Annotated in this window: 15 protein-coding genes and 1 pseudogene; 7 read left to right on the top strand and 9 right to left on the bottom strand. The window is 63.6% G+C overall.

Features of this window, described 5'->3' with window-relative positions; translation table 11 throughout:
• Together LN996_RS12690 and LN996_RS12685 are read left to right on the top strand one after the other, a co-directional pair.
• Positions 1 to 393 (top strand): annotated as a pseudogene (locus LN996_RS12690) (peptidoglycan-binding protein); the annotation flags it as partial.
• A gap of 144 nt (positions 394 to 537) precedes the next feature.
• Positions 538 to 2,655 (top strand): phosphocholine-specific phospholipase C, encoded by a 2,118-nt coding sequence (locus LN996_RS12685; RefSeq protein WP_231340735.1) that lies wholly within the window; start codon positions 538 to 540, stop codon positions 2,653 to 2,655.
• A 99-nt stretch (positions 2,656 to 2,754) separates the two neighbouring features.
• On the opposite strand, the gene LN996_RS12680 is transcribed toward LN996_RS12685, so the two are convergent.
• From LN996_RS12680 to LN996_RS12665, 4 genes are all read right to left on the bottom strand, one after another.
• Positions 2,755 to 4,008 (bottom strand): glycosyltransferase 87 family protein, encoded by a 1,254-nt coding sequence (locus LN996_RS12680; RefSeq protein ID WP_231340734.1) that lies wholly within the window; start codon positions 4,006 to 4,008, stop codon positions 2,755 to 2,757.
• Between the two features lie 4 nt (positions 4,009 to 4,012).
• Entirely contained in the window at positions 4,013 to 5,182 is a 1,170-nt protein-coding gene (locus LN996_RS12675) for a cystathionine gamma-synthase (RefSeq protein WP_231340733.1), read from the bottom strand.
• Between the two features lie 95 nt (positions 5,183 to 5,277).
• Positions 5,278 to 6,663, bottom strand: coding sequence for a cystathionine beta-synthase (locus LN996_RS12670; RefSeq protein WP_231340732.1), 1,386 nt, complete (start codon positions 6,661 to 6,663; stop codon positions 5,278 to 5,280).
• Between the two features lie 91 nt (positions 6,664 to 6,754).
• Positions 6,755 to 7,147, bottom strand: coding sequence for a VOC family protein (locus tag LN996_RS12665; RefSeq protein WP_231340731.1), 393 nt, complete (start codon positions 7,145 to 7,147; stop codon positions 6,755 to 6,757).
• Between the two features lie 130 nt (positions 7,148 to 7,277).
• Here LN996_RS12665 and LN996_RS12660 point away from each other — a divergent pair, with 130 nt between their 5' ends.
• Positions 7,278 to 8,249, top strand: a complete 972-nt coding sequence (locus LN996_RS12660; RefSeq protein ID WP_231340730.1) for a DNA-3-methyladenine glycosylase — start codon at positions 7,278 to 7,280, stop codon at positions 8,247 to 8,249.
• 74 nt (positions 8,250 to 8,323) lie between these two features.
• On the opposite strand, the gene LN996_RS12655 is transcribed toward LN996_RS12660, so the two are convergent.
• Positions 8,324 to 9,244 (bottom strand): hypothetical protein, encoded by a 921-nt coding sequence (locus LN996_RS12655; RefSeq protein ID WP_231340729.1) that lies wholly within the window; start codon positions 9,242 to 9,244, stop codon positions 8,324 to 8,326.
• A 132-nt stretch (positions 9,245 to 9,376) separates the two neighbouring features.
• On the bottom strand, positions 9,377 to 11,053 hold the full coding sequence (locus LN996_RS12650; protein WP_231340728.1) for an AMP-binding protein: 1,677 nt from the start codon (positions 11,051 to 11,053) through the stop codon (positions 9,377 to 9,379).
• A gap of 83 nt (positions 11,054 to 11,136) precedes the next feature.
• On the opposite strand from LN996_RS12650, the gene LN996_RS12645 reads away from it, so the two are divergent.
• Positions 11,137 to 11,415, top strand: a complete 279-nt coding sequence (locus tag LN996_RS12645; RefSeq protein ID WP_231340727.1) for a putative quinol monooxygenase — start codon at positions 11,137 to 11,139, stop codon at positions 11,413 to 11,415.
• Positions 11,416 to 11,549: 134 nt separating this feature from the next.
• Here LN996_RS12645 and LN996_RS12640 read toward each other — a convergent pair whose 3' ends face one another.
• Complete coding sequence (locus LN996_RS12640) at positions 11,550 to 11,927, bottom strand: co-chaperone YbbN (protein WP_011775683.1); 378 nt, start codon at positions 11,925 to 11,927, stop codon at positions 11,550 to 11,552.
• Between the two features lie 81 nt (positions 11,928 to 12,008).
• Entirely contained in the window at positions 12,009 to 13,871 is a 1,863-nt protein-coding gene (locus tag LN996_RS12635) for a GDSL-type esterase/lipase family protein (RefSeq protein ID WP_231340726.1), read from the bottom strand.
• Between the two features lie 151 nt (positions 13,872 to 14,022).
• Here LN996_RS12635 and LN996_RS12630 point away from each other — a divergent pair, with 151 nt between their 5' ends.
• The 3 genes from LN996_RS12630 to LN996_RS12620 are packed head-to-tail and all read left to right on the top strand — an operon-like array spanning position 14,023 to position 16,482.
• Positions 14,023 to 14,700: a TetR family transcriptional regulator gene (locus LN996_RS12630; protein ID WP_231340725.1), complete on the top strand. Its 678-nt coding sequence runs from the start codon at positions 14,023 to 14,025 to the stop codon at positions 14,698 to 14,700.
• Positions 14,697 to 15,689 carry an ABC transporter ATP-binding protein gene (locus LN996_RS12625; protein ID WP_231340724.1) on the top strand — a complete coding sequence of 331 codons (993 nt, stop codon included), beginning with the start codon at positions 14,697 to 14,699 and terminating at the stop codon, positions 15,687 to 15,689. Before LN996_RS12630 ends, LN996_RS12625 begins: the two co-directional genes overlap by 4 nt.
• Positions 15,682 to 16,482 carry an ABC transporter permease subunit gene (locus LN996_RS12620; protein ID WP_231340723.1) on the top strand — a complete coding sequence of 267 codons (801 nt, stop codon included), beginning with the start codon at positions 15,682 to 15,684 and terminating at the stop codon, positions 16,480 to 16,482. The genes LN996_RS12625 and LN996_RS12620 overlap by 8 nt, the downstream gene beginning before the upstream one ends.
• Here LN996_RS12620 and LN996_RS12615 read toward each other — a convergent pair.
• Complete coding sequence (locus LN996_RS12615; protein WP_231340722.1) at positions 16,479 to 17,024, bottom strand: thioesterase family protein; 546 nt, start codon at positions 17,022 to 17,024, stop codon at positions 16,479 to 16,481. The two genes, LN996_RS12620 and LN996_RS12615, sit on opposite strands and share 4 nt — an antisense overlap.
• Positions 17,025 to 17,045 lie beyond the last annotated feature (21 nt).

Below are 17,045 nucleotides of genomic sequence, written 5' to 3'. Positions count from 1 at the left end.
GTCGTGGTTCCCCCCGCAGAGGCGGCCCCGCAACCCCCGGTCAACGAGCCCCAGCCATGGCAGCCCGGATGGACCATCCATGTAGCCGGCGCCGGAGGACAGGACCTGGTGGATGCCTGCATCGGCCCGGTCCACTTCACGCCCACCGACGCCTACTCGCTTTTCATCACTGAGCACGACTACTGCGGCGGGTGGGCACGGTTCTCGGGCATCACCGTGGGCCAAACAGTCACCCTGGCCGGCTACGGAACGTACACCGTGGACGCGCTTGGGCAGGTCCCGTTGGGCGGCACCACAGATCACGTCTCGGCAGTCTTCGGCGGCTTTCCCAAAGCAGTGCTGCAGACCTGCATCCCTGGCACCAACCGGATGCTGGTCATCGCGCTGAACTAGCAACGGCAAACGGAAAGTGTGATCTACGCGACATACCCCACCGGTTTGCCCTGGTTTCATCGGAGGTTAACTCGGGGTGCCTAAGCTTGCCCGGTCTACTCTGACCACGAAAGGCTCCCTTGAATGTCCTCGAATACTCCTGAAATGGTTAATCGTTCAATCGAATCGACCGGACTCTCGCGCCGCGGTTTCCTCGGCACCGCCGCTGCAGCGACGGCGCTTGCAGCCACCGGGTCACTGCTCCCACCCTCCGTGCAGGCCGCGATGGCCAAGCCGGTGCCGCCGGGAAGCCTGAAGTCCATCAAGCACGTGATCATCCTGATGCAGGAAAACCGCTCGTTCGATCACTACTTCGGATCGCTGCGTGGCGTCCGGGGATACGGCGACAAGGCCGTCACCCGTTTGCCCAACGGCAAGTCCATGTTCGAGCAGCCCCGGGCCACCGGCGAGACCGTCCTGCCATTCTCGCTCCGCAAGGCCGCGGAACTTGCCGGCAGGCCCGGTTCCGATATCCAGTACCTGGGCGATTTGGACCACTCCTTCAACGGAACCACCACGGCCTGGAACAACGGCTGGTGCGACAAATGGATTCCTGCCAAGAGCGCATCCACCATGACGTTCTACGAGCGCCAGGACATCCCGCTGCAGTACGAACTCGCGGACACCTTCACCATCTGCGATGCCTACCACTGCTCCGTCAACGGGTCCACGAACCCCAACCGCAACTACCTCTGGAGCGGAACCACGGGCACTGAGCCAGCCAGCACCAAGCGTGCCGTCACGAACGCCGCCTACGGCTACGACCACGGAGGCTACAACTGGACCACTTACCCTGAGCGCCTGGAACAGTCGGGGGTCTCGTGGAAGATCTACCAGGACTGGGACAACTTCACGGACAACGCCGTGGAGTACTTCCAGACCTTCAAGGCAATCGGCCGCAAGATGCTCGCATCGGTGGAGGGAAACCTGCGCACCACCGAGGAGTTCTACGACTCGATCAAGGGCAAGGCGCCCGCTGAGCAGGACCGCCTTCTTGCCCAATTGGAGCAGGGTCGCGCCGCCCTCACAGACGCGGAAAGGTCCCTGTTCGATAAAGCCATGTGGCGTGGCCGTCCCGATACCCTCCTGCAACGCCTCAGCGCAGATATCGAGGATGGCACCTTGCCGCAGGTCAGCTGGCTGGTGCCGTCCGCAGTTGACTCCGAACACCCCGGCGCTTCCACACCGGTGGGCAGCGCAAACTTCGTCTACCGCCTGTTGGACACTGTGGCGAGCAACCCGGACACGTGGGACAGCACCGCGATCTTCCTGAACTTCGACGAGAACGACGGCTACTTCGACCACGTCCCGCCGCCTGTCCAGCCGCGTCCGGCATCAGGCGAGTCCACTGACTGGACCACATCCCGGCCCATCGGCCTTGGCCCCCGCGTGCCCATGACGGTGGTCTCGCCCTGGACAGTGGGCGGCTACGTCAGTTCGGAAGTCTTCGACCACACCTCCGTGCTTCGCTTCCTGGAGCGCTGGACCGGCGTTGAGGAACCGAATATTTCTCCATGGCGCCGGGAAGTCTGCGGCGACCTGACCGGTGTGTTCAACTTCGCTTCCCCCGGCACGCCACCGGTTCTCGACAACCCCGCCGCGGTACCCGCCAAAATCAGCCGCTGGCGCCCGAACCCTCCGGCGATCCAGGTGGCCCCGATCCAGGAAACCGGCAGCCGCCCGGCCCGGCCTCTCCCCTACCGTCCACAAGTCTCGGCTGCAGTAAAACCGGGCAGGATTGCCCTGGCGCTGACCAACAAAGGAACCAGTTCCAGCCACTTCACCGTGTACGGCTACGCGGGCGAGGTCACCGAACCCAGGCACGCGGACGTCCTCGGCAGCCAGGAGATGGAACTTCCGCTGGCCTCCGGCGCCTTCGACGTCGTCGTCACCGGCCCCAACCGGTACCACTACGAACTGAAGGGCACGACGGCGGGCGCTGCGTCCGGCGTCGCCGTCACCGTTACTGGACGCCGCGGCAGGAAGGCCGTGGAACTGGAGTTGAGCAACAACGGCGCTGCAACGGTCAACGTAACGCTGGAGTCACTGCAGTACGCGGTCACCAACCAAACCGTGAAGCTCAAGGCGGGCCACACCAGGAAGATCGGCTGGGACACCGTGGAGGGTTGGTACGACCTTCAGCTCACCTCGGCCGATGACGCGTCGTTCAGGCGGCGTCTGACCGGGCGTGAGGAAGACGGCCGGGAGGGCATCTCAGGCTAGGCGCCGTAACGGATCCGGCCCTTGTCCGCACCATGCACCGTATAGCGGTTCGGTGGGCGGACAAGGGCCGGATTGGTTGGCATGATTCGATGCGTGGGCTTATTTCCTGGTTCGCGAAGGATGATATGCCAGGGCCCAATAGACCAGCATGGCGATCCCGCACACCACGCCCAGGCTGGAAATCATGAGCTGCCACTGGGTCTGCGGATCCTTGCCCCACTCGGCAGCACCGGCCCACACGGCCAGGTTCTTGGGGGTCATGAAGAACGCGACGGTGGAGCACGCCACAATGGCCCAGCCGGCGGTGCGCATCCGACCGGAACGCGAAGGGACCCGATGCATCGCGAACGCCATGCTGGGCAGGGCAACAGCAACCCACACCCAGTGATGGGACCACGAAACAGGGCTGATCAGGAGCATCAGGATGGCGGTGGCTGATACTGCGATGAAGTTCTCGTCAGCGTCCACGGCCCACTTGATGATGAGCCCCGCAAGGATCACGAGCCCCAGGGACAGGACCATCCAGACAACGTTGGTGAGGGAGGAGTCAGGCATGCCAAAGTGCAGCAGCAGCCCCTTGACCGAGAGGTTGTCCACGTACGCGGGTCCGCCGATGCGGCCGGTGTCGGGCAGTATCTTGGTCCAGAAATCCACGGAAGCCTGCGGCAGCACAGCCCAAGCCAAGGCAATGGAGCCAAAGAAGCCCACGGCCATCCAGCCCAAGGCCTTGAAGTCGCGGCGAACCAGGAAATACAGCCCAAAGGCCAGCGGAGTGAGTTTCACCCCGGCAGCCAAACCAATCAGGAGGCCTGCGGGCCACCGGATAGCACCCGCCCGAGCCTTACCGTACAGGGCGAAATCCGCCAGGATCACGCCCATCAGGATGATGTTGATCTGCCCAAAGACGAATGTGTCCCGCCAGGGCCCCAGGAGCAAAATCGCCCCGGTTCCCACCAAAGCCGTTGTCCGGAAGCGGTAGTCGGCAAACGCCTCCCGCCAGGTCTTCACACCGAAATAGTGCCTTGCCAGCCACGCGGCCACCACAGCGGCACCCACCAAGGCAACGACGATGAACACCAGGCTGCTGGCGAAGAAGCCCATGGCCGCAAGACCGGTAAAAAGCAGCGCAGCAAAGGGCGGGTAGGTGAACGGCAGGCCCTCCCGCACGGCGTAGAGATCCCCACCTTCCAGGACCTTGCCGCCGCCGTAGAAGTAGACCTCGAAGTCGTTCAAGGCCGGCTGGTAGTCGGTGTAGAGGAACCACACGGCCACAGCGAGGGTCAGTGCACCGGCGATCGTGAGGATCCAGCCCCGCTGCCTGGTGGGGGCCACCGTCTGTGAAGGAGAAGCCACAGTGTCAGCCGTTGCTGATCTTCGCGAAGGCCTGCTCAAGGTCGGCAATCAGGTCCTCGGCTTCCTCGATGCCGCAGGAGAGGCGCAGGAGGTTGACCGGGACGGCAAGCTCGGTGCCTTTGACAGAGGCGTGGGTCATTTCCGACGGGTAGTTCATGAGGGATTCAATGCCGCCCAGGGATTCCGCCAGGGTGAAGACCGAGGTGGACTCTGCAACCGTGCGCGCTGCTGCCTCGCCGCCCTTGAACTGAACGGACACCATCCCGCCGAACTTCTTCATTTGCTTGGCAGCGAGCTCGTGGCCCGGGTGGTCAGGGAGGCCCGGGTACAGCACTGCTTCCACCTCGGGACGCTGCAGCAGCCATTCAGCCACGGCCTGGCCGTTCTCGCTATGGCGATCCATGCGGACACCCAGGGTCTTGAGCCCGCGGGTGGTGAGGAACGCATCCATGGGACCGGAGACCGCACCCACGGCGAACTGGATGAAGCCGATCTTCTCCGCGAGCTCAGCGTCCTTCACCACAATGGCGCCACCCACAACGTCGGAGTGTCCGCCGATGTACTTGGTGGTGGAGTGGACCACCACGTCCGCGCCCAAAGCGAGCGGAGTCTGCAAGTAGGGCGAAGCGAAGGTGTTGTCGACCACCAGGAGGGCACCGGCGTCGTGCGCTACGGCGGCGAGTGCCTCGATGTCGGTGATCTTCATCATCGGGTTGGACGGCGTCTCCACCCAGACGATGCGGGTGTTGTTCGCAGCGACTGCGGCAGCCACGGCGTCCAGGTCCGACATGTCCACGGGGGTGTTGCCGATGCCCCAGTCTCCCAGGACACGGTTGATGAGGCGGTAGGTGCCGCCATAGGCGTCGTTGCCCAGGACGATGTGGTCACCGGGACGCGCGATGGCGCGGATCAGCGAATCCTCGGCAGCGAGTCCCGAGCCGAAGGAGAACGCTGCAGTGCCGCCTTCAAGGGCCGCCAGCTGCTCCTGGAGGGCGTCGCGCGTCGGGTTGCCGCCACGGCCGTACTCGTATCCGGAGCGCAGTTTGCCGATGCCGTCCTGGGCGTACGTGGAGCTGAAGTGCAGCGGAGGCACCACAGCGCCGGTCCGCGGTTCGAAGGCCTGTCCGGCGTGGACGGCACGTGTGTTGAACCCGGCGTTGTGGGTGGCAGACATGGATGCTCCTCTTGGTTCATTCAAAGTGGGATCGGTCAACGGTTGGATCGGGCGCCGGCTGGATCGGGCGCCGGCTTGAATGGGGCGCAGGGCGCCTAGTTGCTCAGGTATGCCAGAAGGTCGTGGCGCGTCAGGATGCCCACGGGGGCGCCGGCGAAGGTCACCATGACGGTATCGACGTCGGACAGCAGCTCGCGCGCGGCGGAAATGGTTTCCAGTGAGCCGATCACGGGCAGGCGCTCACCCATGTGTTCGGAGATTTTGTCCATCAGCTTCGCTTCGCCGCGGAACAGCTTACTGGTGAGGCTACGCTCGTCCACGGCACCCACGACCTCGCCCATCACGACCGGCGGCTCCTGGGAGAGCACCGGGATGTGGGAGACGCCGAATTCGTTCATGATGTTGATGACGTCACGGACAGACTCGTTCGGGTGGATGTGGACCAGGTCCGGCATCTCCCCCGTCTTGGACTTGAGGACCTCGCCCACCGAAGACTCTTCGCCGCCGGAGAGGAAGCCGTAGGAGCGCATCCACTGGTCATTGAAGATCTTGGCCAGGTAGCCGCGACCGGAATCCGGGAGGATCACCACCATCACAGCGGACTCGTCCAAGTCCTTGGCCGCCTGCAGGGCCGCAACAACAGCCATGCCGGACGAGCCGCCCACCAGGAGGCCTTCCTCGCGGGCAAGCCGGCGCGTCATGGAGAAGGAGTCGGCATCGGACACGGCGATAACGTCGTCAGGCACGGAAGGATCGTAGTTGTCGGGCCACATGTCCTCACCCACGCCCTCAACGAAGTAGGGCCGGCCGCTTCCGCCTGAGTAGACCGAACCTTCCGGGTCCGCACCGATGATCTTGACCCGGCCGCCGTCGGACTCTGCACGGTCAGCCGAGACCTGCTTGAGGTAGCGGCCTGTGCCGGTAATCGTGCCGCCGGTTCCGGCGCCGATGACCACGTGCGTGACCTTGCCGTCGGTGTCCTGCCAGATTTCAGGGCCAGTGGACTCGAAGTGGCTGCCGGGGGCGGCGGGGTTTGAGAACTGGTCCGGCTTGAAGGCGCCCGGGATCTCGCTGACCAGGCGATCGGAAACGCCGTAGTAGCTTTGCGGGCTGTCCGGAGCCACGGACGTGGGTGTGACCACTACCTCGGCACCGTACGCCTGCAGGACGGCGCGCTTGTCCTCTCCCACTTTGTCCGGCACCACGAAAATGCACTTGTAGCCCTTTTGCTGGGCCACCAGCGCCAATCCCACTCCGGTGTTGCCCGACGTCGGCTCAACGATGGTTCCGCCCGGCTTGAGCCGACCGTCCTTTTCCGCATCCTCGATCATCTTCACGGCGATCCTGTCCTTGATGGATCCGCCGGGATTGACGTATTCGAGCTTGACCAGGACGGTGGCTTTGATCCCGTCCGTTACGTGGTTGAGCTTGATGAGCGGCGTATTGCCGATGAGGTCCAACACGGACTGGGCGTACTTCATAGGTACAAAGTTACCGCCTGCCCGCAGTGGGGCTTGCTTCTGTCCCCTACCAGGCGGGCCGGGTCCGGGTGCCCGCAGGGCCGGGCGCGGACTACGTTCCAGCGGAGGTGTCGGTCTGCCACACCCCCAGGACGTTGCCCTCAGTGTCCTTGAAATAGGCATACCAGCCCATGGTGGGGACGGCGTCCTTGGCCTGGACAACGCTGCCGCCGGCGGACTCCACCTGCTCAAGGGCTGCGTCGATGTCCTCCACGTCGATGGTCAGGATGGGGGTCTGCAGGGCGTCCGTCCGTGGGAACAGGGCGCCGTTGATGGCTCCTGGTTCCTTGGGCGTCCCGGTTTGTTCGTCGCAGGGTGCGGTCAGGGCGATGGTGTAGTCCATCCCCTGCATGGGGCTCAGGTTCCAGCCGAACGTGCTCGCATAGAATGCGTTGGCCCTGTCCTTGTCGTCCGTCGGAATCTCGAAATGCACTATTGCGGCCACGATTCGCGCTCCTTGTACCTGGGATATGGCGCGGCCCACCCACGCCACATCAGGGAGTCTAGCCTTGGCCGGCTGCTGCCGTAAGGGGTTGATTGAGCTCATTGTCAGCCGGGCGTGGGACCATGAAAACATGACCATCGCAGACGCCCCGCCCGTTGTTGCGGCCGCGGCAGATGCAGCCGTCAGGTGGCATCCGGGCGGTTCCTTCCGTTTGGACCAGACCATGTTTCCGCTGATGCGCGGCAACGCGGATCCTTCCTTCGCGGCACACCACAATGGCTTCTGGATGGCTTTCACTGCTCCCTCGGGCCCCGTGACTCTCCGCCTCTCGGCAGGCGGTTTGGGCGCCGATTCCTTCGTGGACGCACAAGCCTGGGGACCCGGAGCAGCGGATGCCATTGCCGGAGTGCCGAGGCTCCTGGGCGCCGATGACGATTGGTCCGCGTTCGACGAGCCCACGTTCCATGCCACCCTCCCGCGCCGTGTCACTGAAGCACGACGCCGGAACCTCGCTCTGCGGCTGCCCTCCACCGGGCGGGTGGTTGATTCACTGGTGCCCACCATTTTGGAGCAAAAGGTCACCACGTTGGAGGCAAGGCGCGGCTACCGGTATCTGATGTACCGCTACGGAACGCCAGGGCCGGGCAGGGCTCCTGCTGGACTCCTCGTTCCTCCCACCGCCAGGCAGTGGCTGGCCATTCCGTCCTGGGAATGGCACAAGGCCGGGGTTGGACCACAGCGTTCGGCCACGGTGATGCGGGCGCTGCAGTCCGCCGTCGCTCTTGAACGGCTGGCCGGGGTGGACTCAGCCCAGGCCGGTGCCAAGCTGCAGACCATTCCTGGAATCGGCATCTGGACAGCTGCCGAAGTTGTCCAGCGGACTCATGGCTGCCCGGATTCAATCTCCGTGGGCGACTACCACCTGGCCTCGTACGTGGGCTATGCCTTGACCGGTCAAAAGACCGACGACGCCGGCATGCTCCAACTCCTGGAGCCGTGGCGCGGGCAGAGGCAGCGGCTGGTCAGGATGCTGTATCTGAGCGGCTTCCGGAAACCCACGTTCGGCCCACGAATGACCGTTCAGGATCACCGCCAGCACTGACCTTTTAAAGCAACGCGGGGTCAGGTACGGCCCATCCTGGCTCCATCTTTGGGCCGTAAGTGACCCCGGGTTGCTTAGGGCGCACGCAGCTTCGCTTTCTTGATTCTCCCGATCGCTCCAGCAAAGCCATCGGCCAGATCGTCGGCATTGAGCTTGAAGTAGCTCCACCCCGCGCTTAGAAATGCCTCATCCCGCCGATTATCGCGCGATTGTTGCTGCCTCGTCAGGTGGTGCGCTCCGTCGTACTGGACCGCAATCCGGAAACGTCGGTATCCAAGATCGGCCGCAGGTGACATGGGGTCCGTCGGGTTAAGCCGCAATTGCAGTTCCGGTTCGGGCAGTCCGGCGTCCCTCATGGCCAGTCTCAAGAATGTCTCGGGATACGAATCGGCACCCACCTGCATTTCTTCGAGTGCGAGCCTTGCCTTCTCCACCCCCTGAAGGTTGGGGTGTTGTCGTATCAGCAGTTGCAGTCCGGAGAGGTGGGCGTAGGGCTCCGTACGAAACTCCAACGACGGGCGTGGCCGCCTGATCAACTGGTCCCCCATGGCAATCACATAATTGAGGGGAAGAACGTGGGCCAGGTCCAGCCACGTCCGGGGACGCACCGATACTGGAATTCCGTCCAAGTCCATAACTTCCCCGGGATGAACACGGACGCGGTGCCCGGTTACTCCGGAACGGCGAACCCTTGGAAGGGTGTGCGGTTTGCTGAGGTGAATGGACTTTCCGCCATCCATCCACGGAGGGAGCCCCAAACCCGTAAGGATTGCCGCAGTTTCGTGGGAAATCCATGCTCCCGGTGTTGCCTCCGTAAGCACCCGGGCGCGTTCAACCAAGTCGAGGGGTCTCCCCTTTGGCACGTGAATCAACCGGCCGCCGTCGGAGAGGTCTTTTGCCCTCAGCCTCTTGGCCGGGATGCCAAGCTCGCGTGATTCGTAGGTGGTGAACGCCCGGTACCGGAGTCCCTCGGGCAGCGGGTTGATACGGACCATGCCTTCAAGTCTGTCGGCGAAGCGCGGCCCTCAAGGCGTTATCCACAGGTTGAGTTCCCAAAGATGCGACGCGGGGTCACTTACGGCCCATTAGCGGCCCCAACATGGGCCGTAAGTGACCCCGCGTTGGAGTTATAGGTGCAGGCGGGACACCGCTTCCTGCCTCATGTCCACCTTCCGAACCTTGCCCGAGACCGTCATGGGGAAGCTCTCGCGGACGTCCACATAGCGGGGAATCTTGTAGTGGGCCAGCTTCCCGCGGCAGTATTCGGCCACGTCCACGGCGGTCAGCGGCTCTGCACCTGGTTTGAGGATGATGCACGCCATCAGTTCCTCACCGTATTTTTCGTCCGGAACGCCAATCACCTGGACATCCTGGATGGACGGGTGCAGATACAGGAACTCCTCGATCTCCCGGGGGTAGACGTTCTCCCCACCCCGGATCACCATGTCCTTGATCCGGCCCTCGATCACCAAGTAGCCGTCCTGGTCCATGCGGGCCAGGTCACCGGTGTGCATCCAACCCTCAGCGTCGATCGCTTCTGCCGTCTTGTCCGGCTGGCCCCAATAGCCTTGCATCACCGCGTAACCGCGCGTGCAGAGTTCACCGATCACGCCACGCTCCACCACCTCGCCCGAGCCCGGGTCCACGATCCTGCTCTCCAAATGCGGCATGGTCCGGCCCACCGTGGTGGTCCGCTGCTCCAGGGTATCCCCCGCCCGGTTCATGGTGGATACAGGCGAGGTTTCGGTCATGCCATAACAGATGGCCACATCCACCATGTGCATCTCGTCGATGACCCGGCGCATCACTTCGATGGGACACAATGACCCTGCCATGACGCCGGTCCGCAGGGTCGAGAGGTCGTAGGATGCGAATTCCTCCAGCGCCAACTCCGCAATGAACATGGTGGGGACGCCGTAGAGCGAGGTTCCGCCGAAGTCCTGCACCGCTTCCAACGCGGCCGACGGGTTGAAGCCGCGGCCGGGAATGATGGTTGCCGCGCCGAAGCTCAACGCGTTCAGATTGCCGATCACCATGCCGAAGCAGTGATAGAACGGCACCGGAATCACCACACGGTCTTGCTCGGTGTACCGCAGGAGACGCCCGATTGAGTTCCCGTTGTTCAGGATGTTGTGGTGGGTCAGGGTGGCACCCTTCGGGAAGCCTGTGGTTCCAGAGGTGTACTGCAAGTTGATGGGATCGTACGGGTCCAGTTCGGCCATGCGGTCCGCCACTGCTGAAGGCCCGACGCCGTCAGCCCGCGTCAGGAGCTCGGCATAGGTGAGTTCGTGGTTGGCTTCCGGTTCGCCCACGGTCAGCCCGAGGGCAGGGTCTCCCGGGAGGAAGACGATTTCCCGGAGTTCGGGACAGTTGGCGGCCGCGTTTCTGGCCATGCCCACATAGTCGCTGTTTTTGTCCGACGGAGCGGCAACCAGCATCCGCATGCCGTTCTGATTCACCACGAACTCCAGCTCATGGCTCCTATATGCGGGGTTCACATTGACCAGCACCGCGCCGATCTTTGCGGTGGCGTACTGGAGGATGGTCCATTCGGCGCAGTTGGGACTCCAGATGCCGATCCGCTCGCCCTTGGCCACCCCGATGGCGAGCAAGGCCCGGGCGAGGCGATTCACGTCGTCGTTCAGCTTTTGGTAGCTCCAGCGGCGGGCGTCACCGCCAGGCGTCGCGGCCGCTTCAATCAGGGCGTCCCGCAAAGGGAACTTGGCGGCGATGCGCTCAAAATTGGTGCCGATGGTCTCTTCGAGCAGCGGGACGTCAGTGTCTCCGGCAGTGTAGGACAACATGACGGAACGCTACCAAGGGACTGGGCGCAACAGAACCGTAACCACCTCCAGTGGGGCCGTGTCCTGCCGGTAGGGTTGGATCCATGAGTGCACCCATTGACCTGCAGGCCACGTTCATCCCCAACGAAGGCGAGTTCTTCCGTGTGAAGCTCGCTTTGGAAATCGCCATCGACGAGGTCGTGAACGAGCCCGGCTGCATCCGGTACGAGCTGACCGAGGCCACCGAAGAGAAGCTGGTCCTGACCGAGCGTTGGGAATCAGAGGAACTCCTCGAGAAGCACTCCAAGGGTATTGCCGTCCAGGACCTGAACGAGTCCCTCAGCGCGCTTCTTGCCGAGCCCGTCACGCTCGAACGGCTCTAGCCTCTTCCCGCTTCAGCCCGGCGACATCGCGGGAAAGCGGCGTTCACGCTCTAACCGCACCGCGGCCGCCGTAATTCTCCGGCGACCTCGTTTGCTTCCGGCGGCTTCGATGTTTCAAGCAGCCGGGCTGGTCTTTAGTTTTCCTGGGCCTCGGCGCGCGCCTTGGCAACGTGGGCGTGGACTTCTTCCATGTCCAGTCCCTTCACGGCCTCGATGACCTGCTCAAGCTGCGGGCCGTTGAGGGCGCCCGGCTGCGAGAAGACCAGGACCTTTTCACGGAAAGCCATCAGCGTGGGGATGGAGGTGATCCCGGCTTCGGCAGCGAGCTGCTGCTCGGCCTCGGTGTCCACCTTCGCGAACACGACGTCAGTGTGCTTCTCCGATGCAGCCCCGTACGTGGGGGCAAATTGGCGGCAGGGGCTGCACCAGGCAGCCCAAAAATCCACCAGGACAATGTCGTTGTCCTCGATAGTCGATGCGAACTGTTCTCCAGTGATGTCAACTGTAGCCATGCTTCCACGGTACGCGACCATGCCTGCTAAGTCCCGTGGAGCACCACCCTGTTCGCTTCACGCGTTACCGGGAATAAACAGCTACTTGCCCAGGACGTACTTAATCGCGGATGCGTAGAGCGGCGCCACCTTGTTGTGGCCCGTCTGGTTCATATGGGCGCCATCGAGGTAGTCGCCGGCTGCCCCGGCAATGGTTGCGGTGCCGGACATCGAGATGCGCGGCCAACCACGGAGGGCCGCTTCGCGGGTCACGAGCCCGTCCACCCAACGGCGTTGGGCGTGGCTGGCATCGTAGCGGGAAAGGACGCCGTTGATCAGGATGGTGCTGCGGGGATACTTGCGGCGCAGCTCGTCCCAGAGCCGGTTCGCCTGCGAGAGGATGGCCGCGTCCGTCGCGCCGATCCTGGCATCGTTGCCGCCCAGGGTCACCACCACCAGGCCCGGATTTCCCTGCGGCAGGAGGATACGGTCCTGCGCCAGCGCATCAGTCGCGGAGCCACCACCGACGGCGGGACTTCCGGAAACGTAGCCGATCCCGCCGATGCTGCGGACTACTTGGCGCGGGTAGCCGGCCGCCCGGGCGCCTTGCTCGCCCCAAGAGTCCATGTCCAGCTGTGAGTCGCCAAGGAAAACCGCTGTGGATGCGTCAACGGCCTCGGCCGAGTAGAGCTCCTCTGTCGCGTCGTTCCAGATGGTTTCCAACTTCTGGAAGGCCACGTGGGCGCCCCTGCCATCCGTCCAGGTGTCTTTTACCGGCCAACCGAATTCACCCGGGGTGATGGACCAGACTTTGTAGGTGGGGTGGCCAACAATCCGTGCTCCCGTGGCCGGGCCCCACACCAGCCAGCCGTTGGCGAACTGCTGAACGAGTCCACCGGCCCGCGGAAGCTTGTCAGTGAGGGGTAGACCCAACTGACCGGCCGCTCCGCCCAGCGAGTTGTAGCGGTTATGAACATCCCCATGGGTGGTGGAGTGCGCACCCGTTGCCGCCGACCAGTAGACCGTACCGCCTTGGAAGAGCTGGTAGACGAAGTTGTTTTGCCTGACTTCCTCTCCCACTGGATACCCGAGGGCACCGTTTTGGCCTCCCGTGGATGACCAGTAGCTTCGGATGGCCCCGGTCAGGGCCTTGGCGCCAGTGGCCGGTGACCAGATGATGGTTCCGCGCTGGTATTCCTGGGACGAGCCTCCGCTCTTCAGGCCCAGAGCTTCGTCTGTGGCCGGGTATCCCAGCTCGCCTTCCTCCATTCCGGTCCGCCGCCAGCGTTCACGGATGGCACCCATGGATGGATGGGCACCAGTGGCCGGTGACCACACCACAAAGCCGCGTTCGAAGGCTTGCCACGCGCCGCCGTCGCGCAGTCCGGTGCTTTCCCCTGTGACCGGGTAGCCGAGGAAGCCACCTTCGAAGCCGCTGCGGCCCCAAGCCAGATGGATGGATCCGCCAGTACGCTGGGCGCCTGTGGCCGGTGAGTATGTGATGGTCCCGCGCTCAAATGACTGCTTGGAACCGCCGTTGCGGAGCCCGCTTGCCGTATCGGTGGCGGGATAGCCGTGGAAGCCGGCCGGGCCGTCGGCGCCCCACCACGATGTGCGGACAGGTCCGTTGACCACCACGCGTGCTCCCGTGCGTGCCGACCAGGCGATGTCGCCACCCGCGAATCGTTGGACGCAGCCGGCGTTGCTTCCACTTCCTGAGCATTCCTCGGCCCCAGTGGGGCGGAGCAGCACGCTTCGTGCCCACGCGTTGGTGTTGTAGAGGTGTCCGATGGCGCCCGTGAGGGCCGGGGTTGAAGCCTGGACTGTGGTGGAAGCCGCATCCGGGACCGCGAACGTTTGGGTTGGCAACGCCGCCCCCAGGGTGCCCGGAACCAGGAGCGCCACCGCCATCGAGCCCAGGAGCCAACGCCGCACGGGCCCCATCGCCGTCTTGGTAAAACCCACTTCGCCAACCCCCAACCTGCTGCCACATCAAAACACTGAGGCAAGTATCTGCGACGCCGGCAGTCCCAACACCGGCGACGCAGCCAATGGTGCCACATCGTTATGTCGCTGCCTCTTGATCAGCATTGAACAACTGTTTAGTCTTTGAAACATGCGTTCAAACGCTGAGGATTTCACCACACGGGCCCGCATCCGCGACGCCGCCATCGGACTTTTCGGCCGGGACGGATTCTCCCGCGCCACAGTGCGCGCAGTCGCCTCGGCGGCCGGCGTCAGCCCAGGTTTGGTCATCCACCATTTCGGCAGCAAGGCAGGGCTCCGTGAGGCCTGCGACCAGCACGTCCTCGCGCAAACAGCCACACAGGGCCGCGAGAAGGCGGACCCCATGTCCACCCGTCTGCTGATCCAGGACTATCTGAACCACCCTGACCAATATGCCCACGAGATCGCCTACATCCGACGCTCCCTGGGCGACGAATCCGACGCCGGCGACGCCTTCTTCGACGCCGTTGTGAAACAGACCCAGGACATCATCCATGCCGGGATCGAAGCCGGCACTATACGGAATTTCCACGATACCCACTCCACTGCCGTCGTCATCGCGTCCAACAGTCTTTCGATGCTCATGCTGGGCAGGCACCTTTCGAGGACTTTGGGGGCCGTGGCTCCGGAGCCGAACGGCATCGGACCTGAGCTGCTGCGGCAACTGACATTGCCTGCCTTGGAGATTTACACCCACGGTTTCTACACGGACTCGCGGTTCCTGGATGCGGCCCGCGATGCCTTGGAGCAAGACACCACCAACCACGGAAGGGAGCATGCCCCGTGACCCAGGCAATCGTCGTCGAGGGGTTACACAAGAGGTTCGGTCCCCGCGAGGTCCTGCACGGCCTGGATTTTGCCGTGGAGCCCGGGACTGTGTTCGGCGTCATCGGACCGAACGGAGCCGGCAAGACCACCACTATGCGGTGCTTGCTGGACATCATCCGGCCGAGTTCGGGTTCCATCTCGGTCCTCGGACAGGATCCGCGTCGTGCCGGCACGGCACTCCGCCGCAGGATCGGCTACCTTCCCGGTGAACTGCATTTGGAGAACCGCACCACGGGACGCCGCATGCTGGAGCACTTCGCCGCCATCAGCGGCCCCGTGGACCCTCACCACGTCAACGACCTCGCTGACCGCCTGAACCTGGATCTGGACCGCCAGACCCGGAAACTCTCCAAAGGCAACAAACAGAAGCTGGGTTTGCTGCAGGCCTTCATGCACCAACCGGAACTCCTGGTCCTCGATGAACCAACCAGCGGCCTGGACCCCTTGGTCCAGCAGGTTTTTCATGCCATGGTCCGCGAGGCCGTGGATGGCGGCGCTACCGTCTTCCTCAGTTCGCATGTCCTGAGCGAAGTCCAGCAGGCAGCTGACGCAGTCGCCATCCTCCGCGACGGCGAAATCGTCACCGTCTCCACGGTGGAAGCCCTGAGGATGGCGGCCGTCCGGCAGCTCCGGTTCAACTGCACCGGCACCGCAGCGAACGACGTCGGAGCGCTGCTGGCCCGGGTGCCAGGCGTCGCCAATGTTGCGGTGCGGGAGCTCCCTGCCGACGGCCACGCCACCGGAACAGTGACGGCTACGGCAACCCTTTCCGGGGACGTCCAGCCCCTGGTCCAGGAGTTGGCACGGCTGAACCTGACGGACCTGGTCCTCGAAGAACCGGACCTGGAAGAAGCTGTGCTGACGCTGTACACAGGGTCTTCCCCGGGTACCGACAATGGCCACAGCAACAGCAGAGGAATTCGAACCGAAGGAGCACATCGTGCCTAGGTTCCTGCCCCTCTTTACCAAAGCGCTTACCGACTCGTGGCGCTCCACCCTTGCCTGGGCCTTGGGGTTGACGGCCGCGATCATGTTGTACTTGCCGTTGTATCCGTCCATCGGCGGAAATTCGCAAATGCAGGACTTGATCAATGCCCTCCCGCCGGAGATGACCAAGGCACTGAACTACGACCAAATCGCCACAGGTCCCGGTTACACCCAGGCAACACTGTTCGGACTGGTCGGGTTCCTGCTGATGTCCATGGCCTCTGTCGGCTGGGGTGCCTCAGCCGTAGGCGGGGACGAAGAATCCGGATTGCTGGAACTGACCCTCGCGCACAGCGTCACCCGCGTGCAGGTGGTGCTGGAGCGCGCCCTCGCAATCCTGGTGCGGATCGCGTTCCTGTCAGTCCTTGTCTTCCTGTTGGTCCTGGCCCTGAACCGGCCCTCCGAACTGAGTATCGACGTCGGACATCTCGCCGGAGCGGCGCTGCTGTTTGCCGCGCTTGCCCTCCTCAGCGGAACCGCAGCTCTCTGTGCCGGGGCTCTGACCGGACGGAAGATTTACGCGATTGCCGCAGGTGCAGCCGTCGCTGTCCTCGGTTACGTGTTCAACGCGGTAGGGAGGCAAAGTCCCGACGTCGAATGGCTGCTGAACCTCTCGCCCTATCACTGGGCGTACGGGAACTCCCCGGTGGCCAATGGTGCTGACTGGGGCGCCGTCGCCGGGCTGCTCGGCATCTCGGCGGCCCTCATCACGCTGGGTGCTGTGGCACTGCAGCGACGCGATGTGGGTGTCTAGCTCCAGACGTGCGGGGCGGGCCGGCGTGCTCCGGGCAGTGCATTGTTTTCACGCCATTCGTGGATCCATTCAGGCAGTTCCAGATCTGCGGGAGGTGCTCCGAACTCGGCGATGATTTCTTCCTGCGTGACCGGCCTGCCCTTGGTCACCAAGCGTGTGGCAATGTGAGCGCGGGCGTAGATTTCGCCTTTCACCACCATCCGCTGTTCAAAGTAGATGGCCTTGGTGTCCAGGCCGATGATGCGGGTTTCGATGGTGTAGCGCTGCCAGAGCTGGAGGGACTTGCGAAAAGCGATGGTTTCGCCGGCAGCAACCGGACTCCACCCTTTCTTACGCATCTTGGTCCAGATGCCGCTACGGACCATGAGATCGAAACGGCCAAGATCCATCAGCGAGAAATACATGCCGTTGTTGACATGCATTGCGATGTCGATATCCGTGGGGAGCACCTTCAATGGCAGTGAGGATTCTTCCCAGACACCCAGCGGCGACCGCTTGGACGAAGTGAACAGCAGCATGAGGGTACGAAGAAGCAGGTGCATGCCAGACATGTTACCCGCCGG

It is taken from the genome of Arthrobacter sp. AK01, assembly GCF_021109375.1.
Classification (GTDB): Bacteria; Actinomycetota; Actinomycetes; order Actinomycetales; family Micrococcaceae; genus Arthrobacter.
Note: the sequence above shows the minus strand (reverse complement) of the source record. Positions and strands in the feature narration are given on the sequence as shown.

Bases quoted from the DNA above. Each gene is read 5' to 3' on its own strand.
- LN996_RS12660 (WP_231340730.1), top strand. From the start codon at position 7,278: ATGACCATCGCAGACGCCCCGCCCGTTGTTGCGGCCGCGGCAGATGCA.
- LN996_RS12650 (WP_231340728.1), bottom strand. From the start codon at position 11,053: ATGTTGTCCTACACTGCCGGAGACACTGACGTCCCGCTGCTCGAAGAG.
- LN996_RS12670 (WP_231340732.1), bottom strand. From the start codon at position 6,663: ATGAAGTACGCCCAGTCCGTGTTGGACCTCATCGGCAATACGCCGCTC.
- LN996_RS12655 (WP_231340729.1), bottom strand. From the start codon at position 9,244: ATGGTCCGTATCAACCCGCTGCCCGAGGGACTCCGGTACCGGGCGTTC.
- LN996_RS12640 (WP_011775683.1), bottom strand. From the start codon at position 11,927: ATGGCTACAGTTGACATCACTGGAGAACAGTTCGCATCGACTATCGAG.
- LN996_RS12630 (WP_231340725.1), top strand. From the start codon at position 14,023: ATGCGTTCAAACGCTGAGGATTTCACCACACGGGCCCGCATCCGCGAC.
- LN996_RS12615 (WP_231340722.1), bottom strand. From the start codon at position 17,024: ATGCACCTGCTTCTTCGTACCCTCATGCTGCTGTTCACTTCGTCCAAG.
- LN996_RS12645 (WP_231340727.1), top strand. From the start codon at position 11,137: ATGAGTGCACCCATTGACCTGCAGGCCACGTTCATCCCCAACGAAGGC.
- LN996_RS12675 (WP_231340733.1), bottom strand. From the start codon at position 5,182: ATGTCTGCCACCCACAACGCCGGGTTCAACACACGTGCCGTCCACGCC.
- LN996_RS12685 (WP_231340735.1), top strand. From the start codon at position 538: ATGGTTAATCGTTCAATCGAATCGACCGGACTCTCGCGCCGCGGTTTC.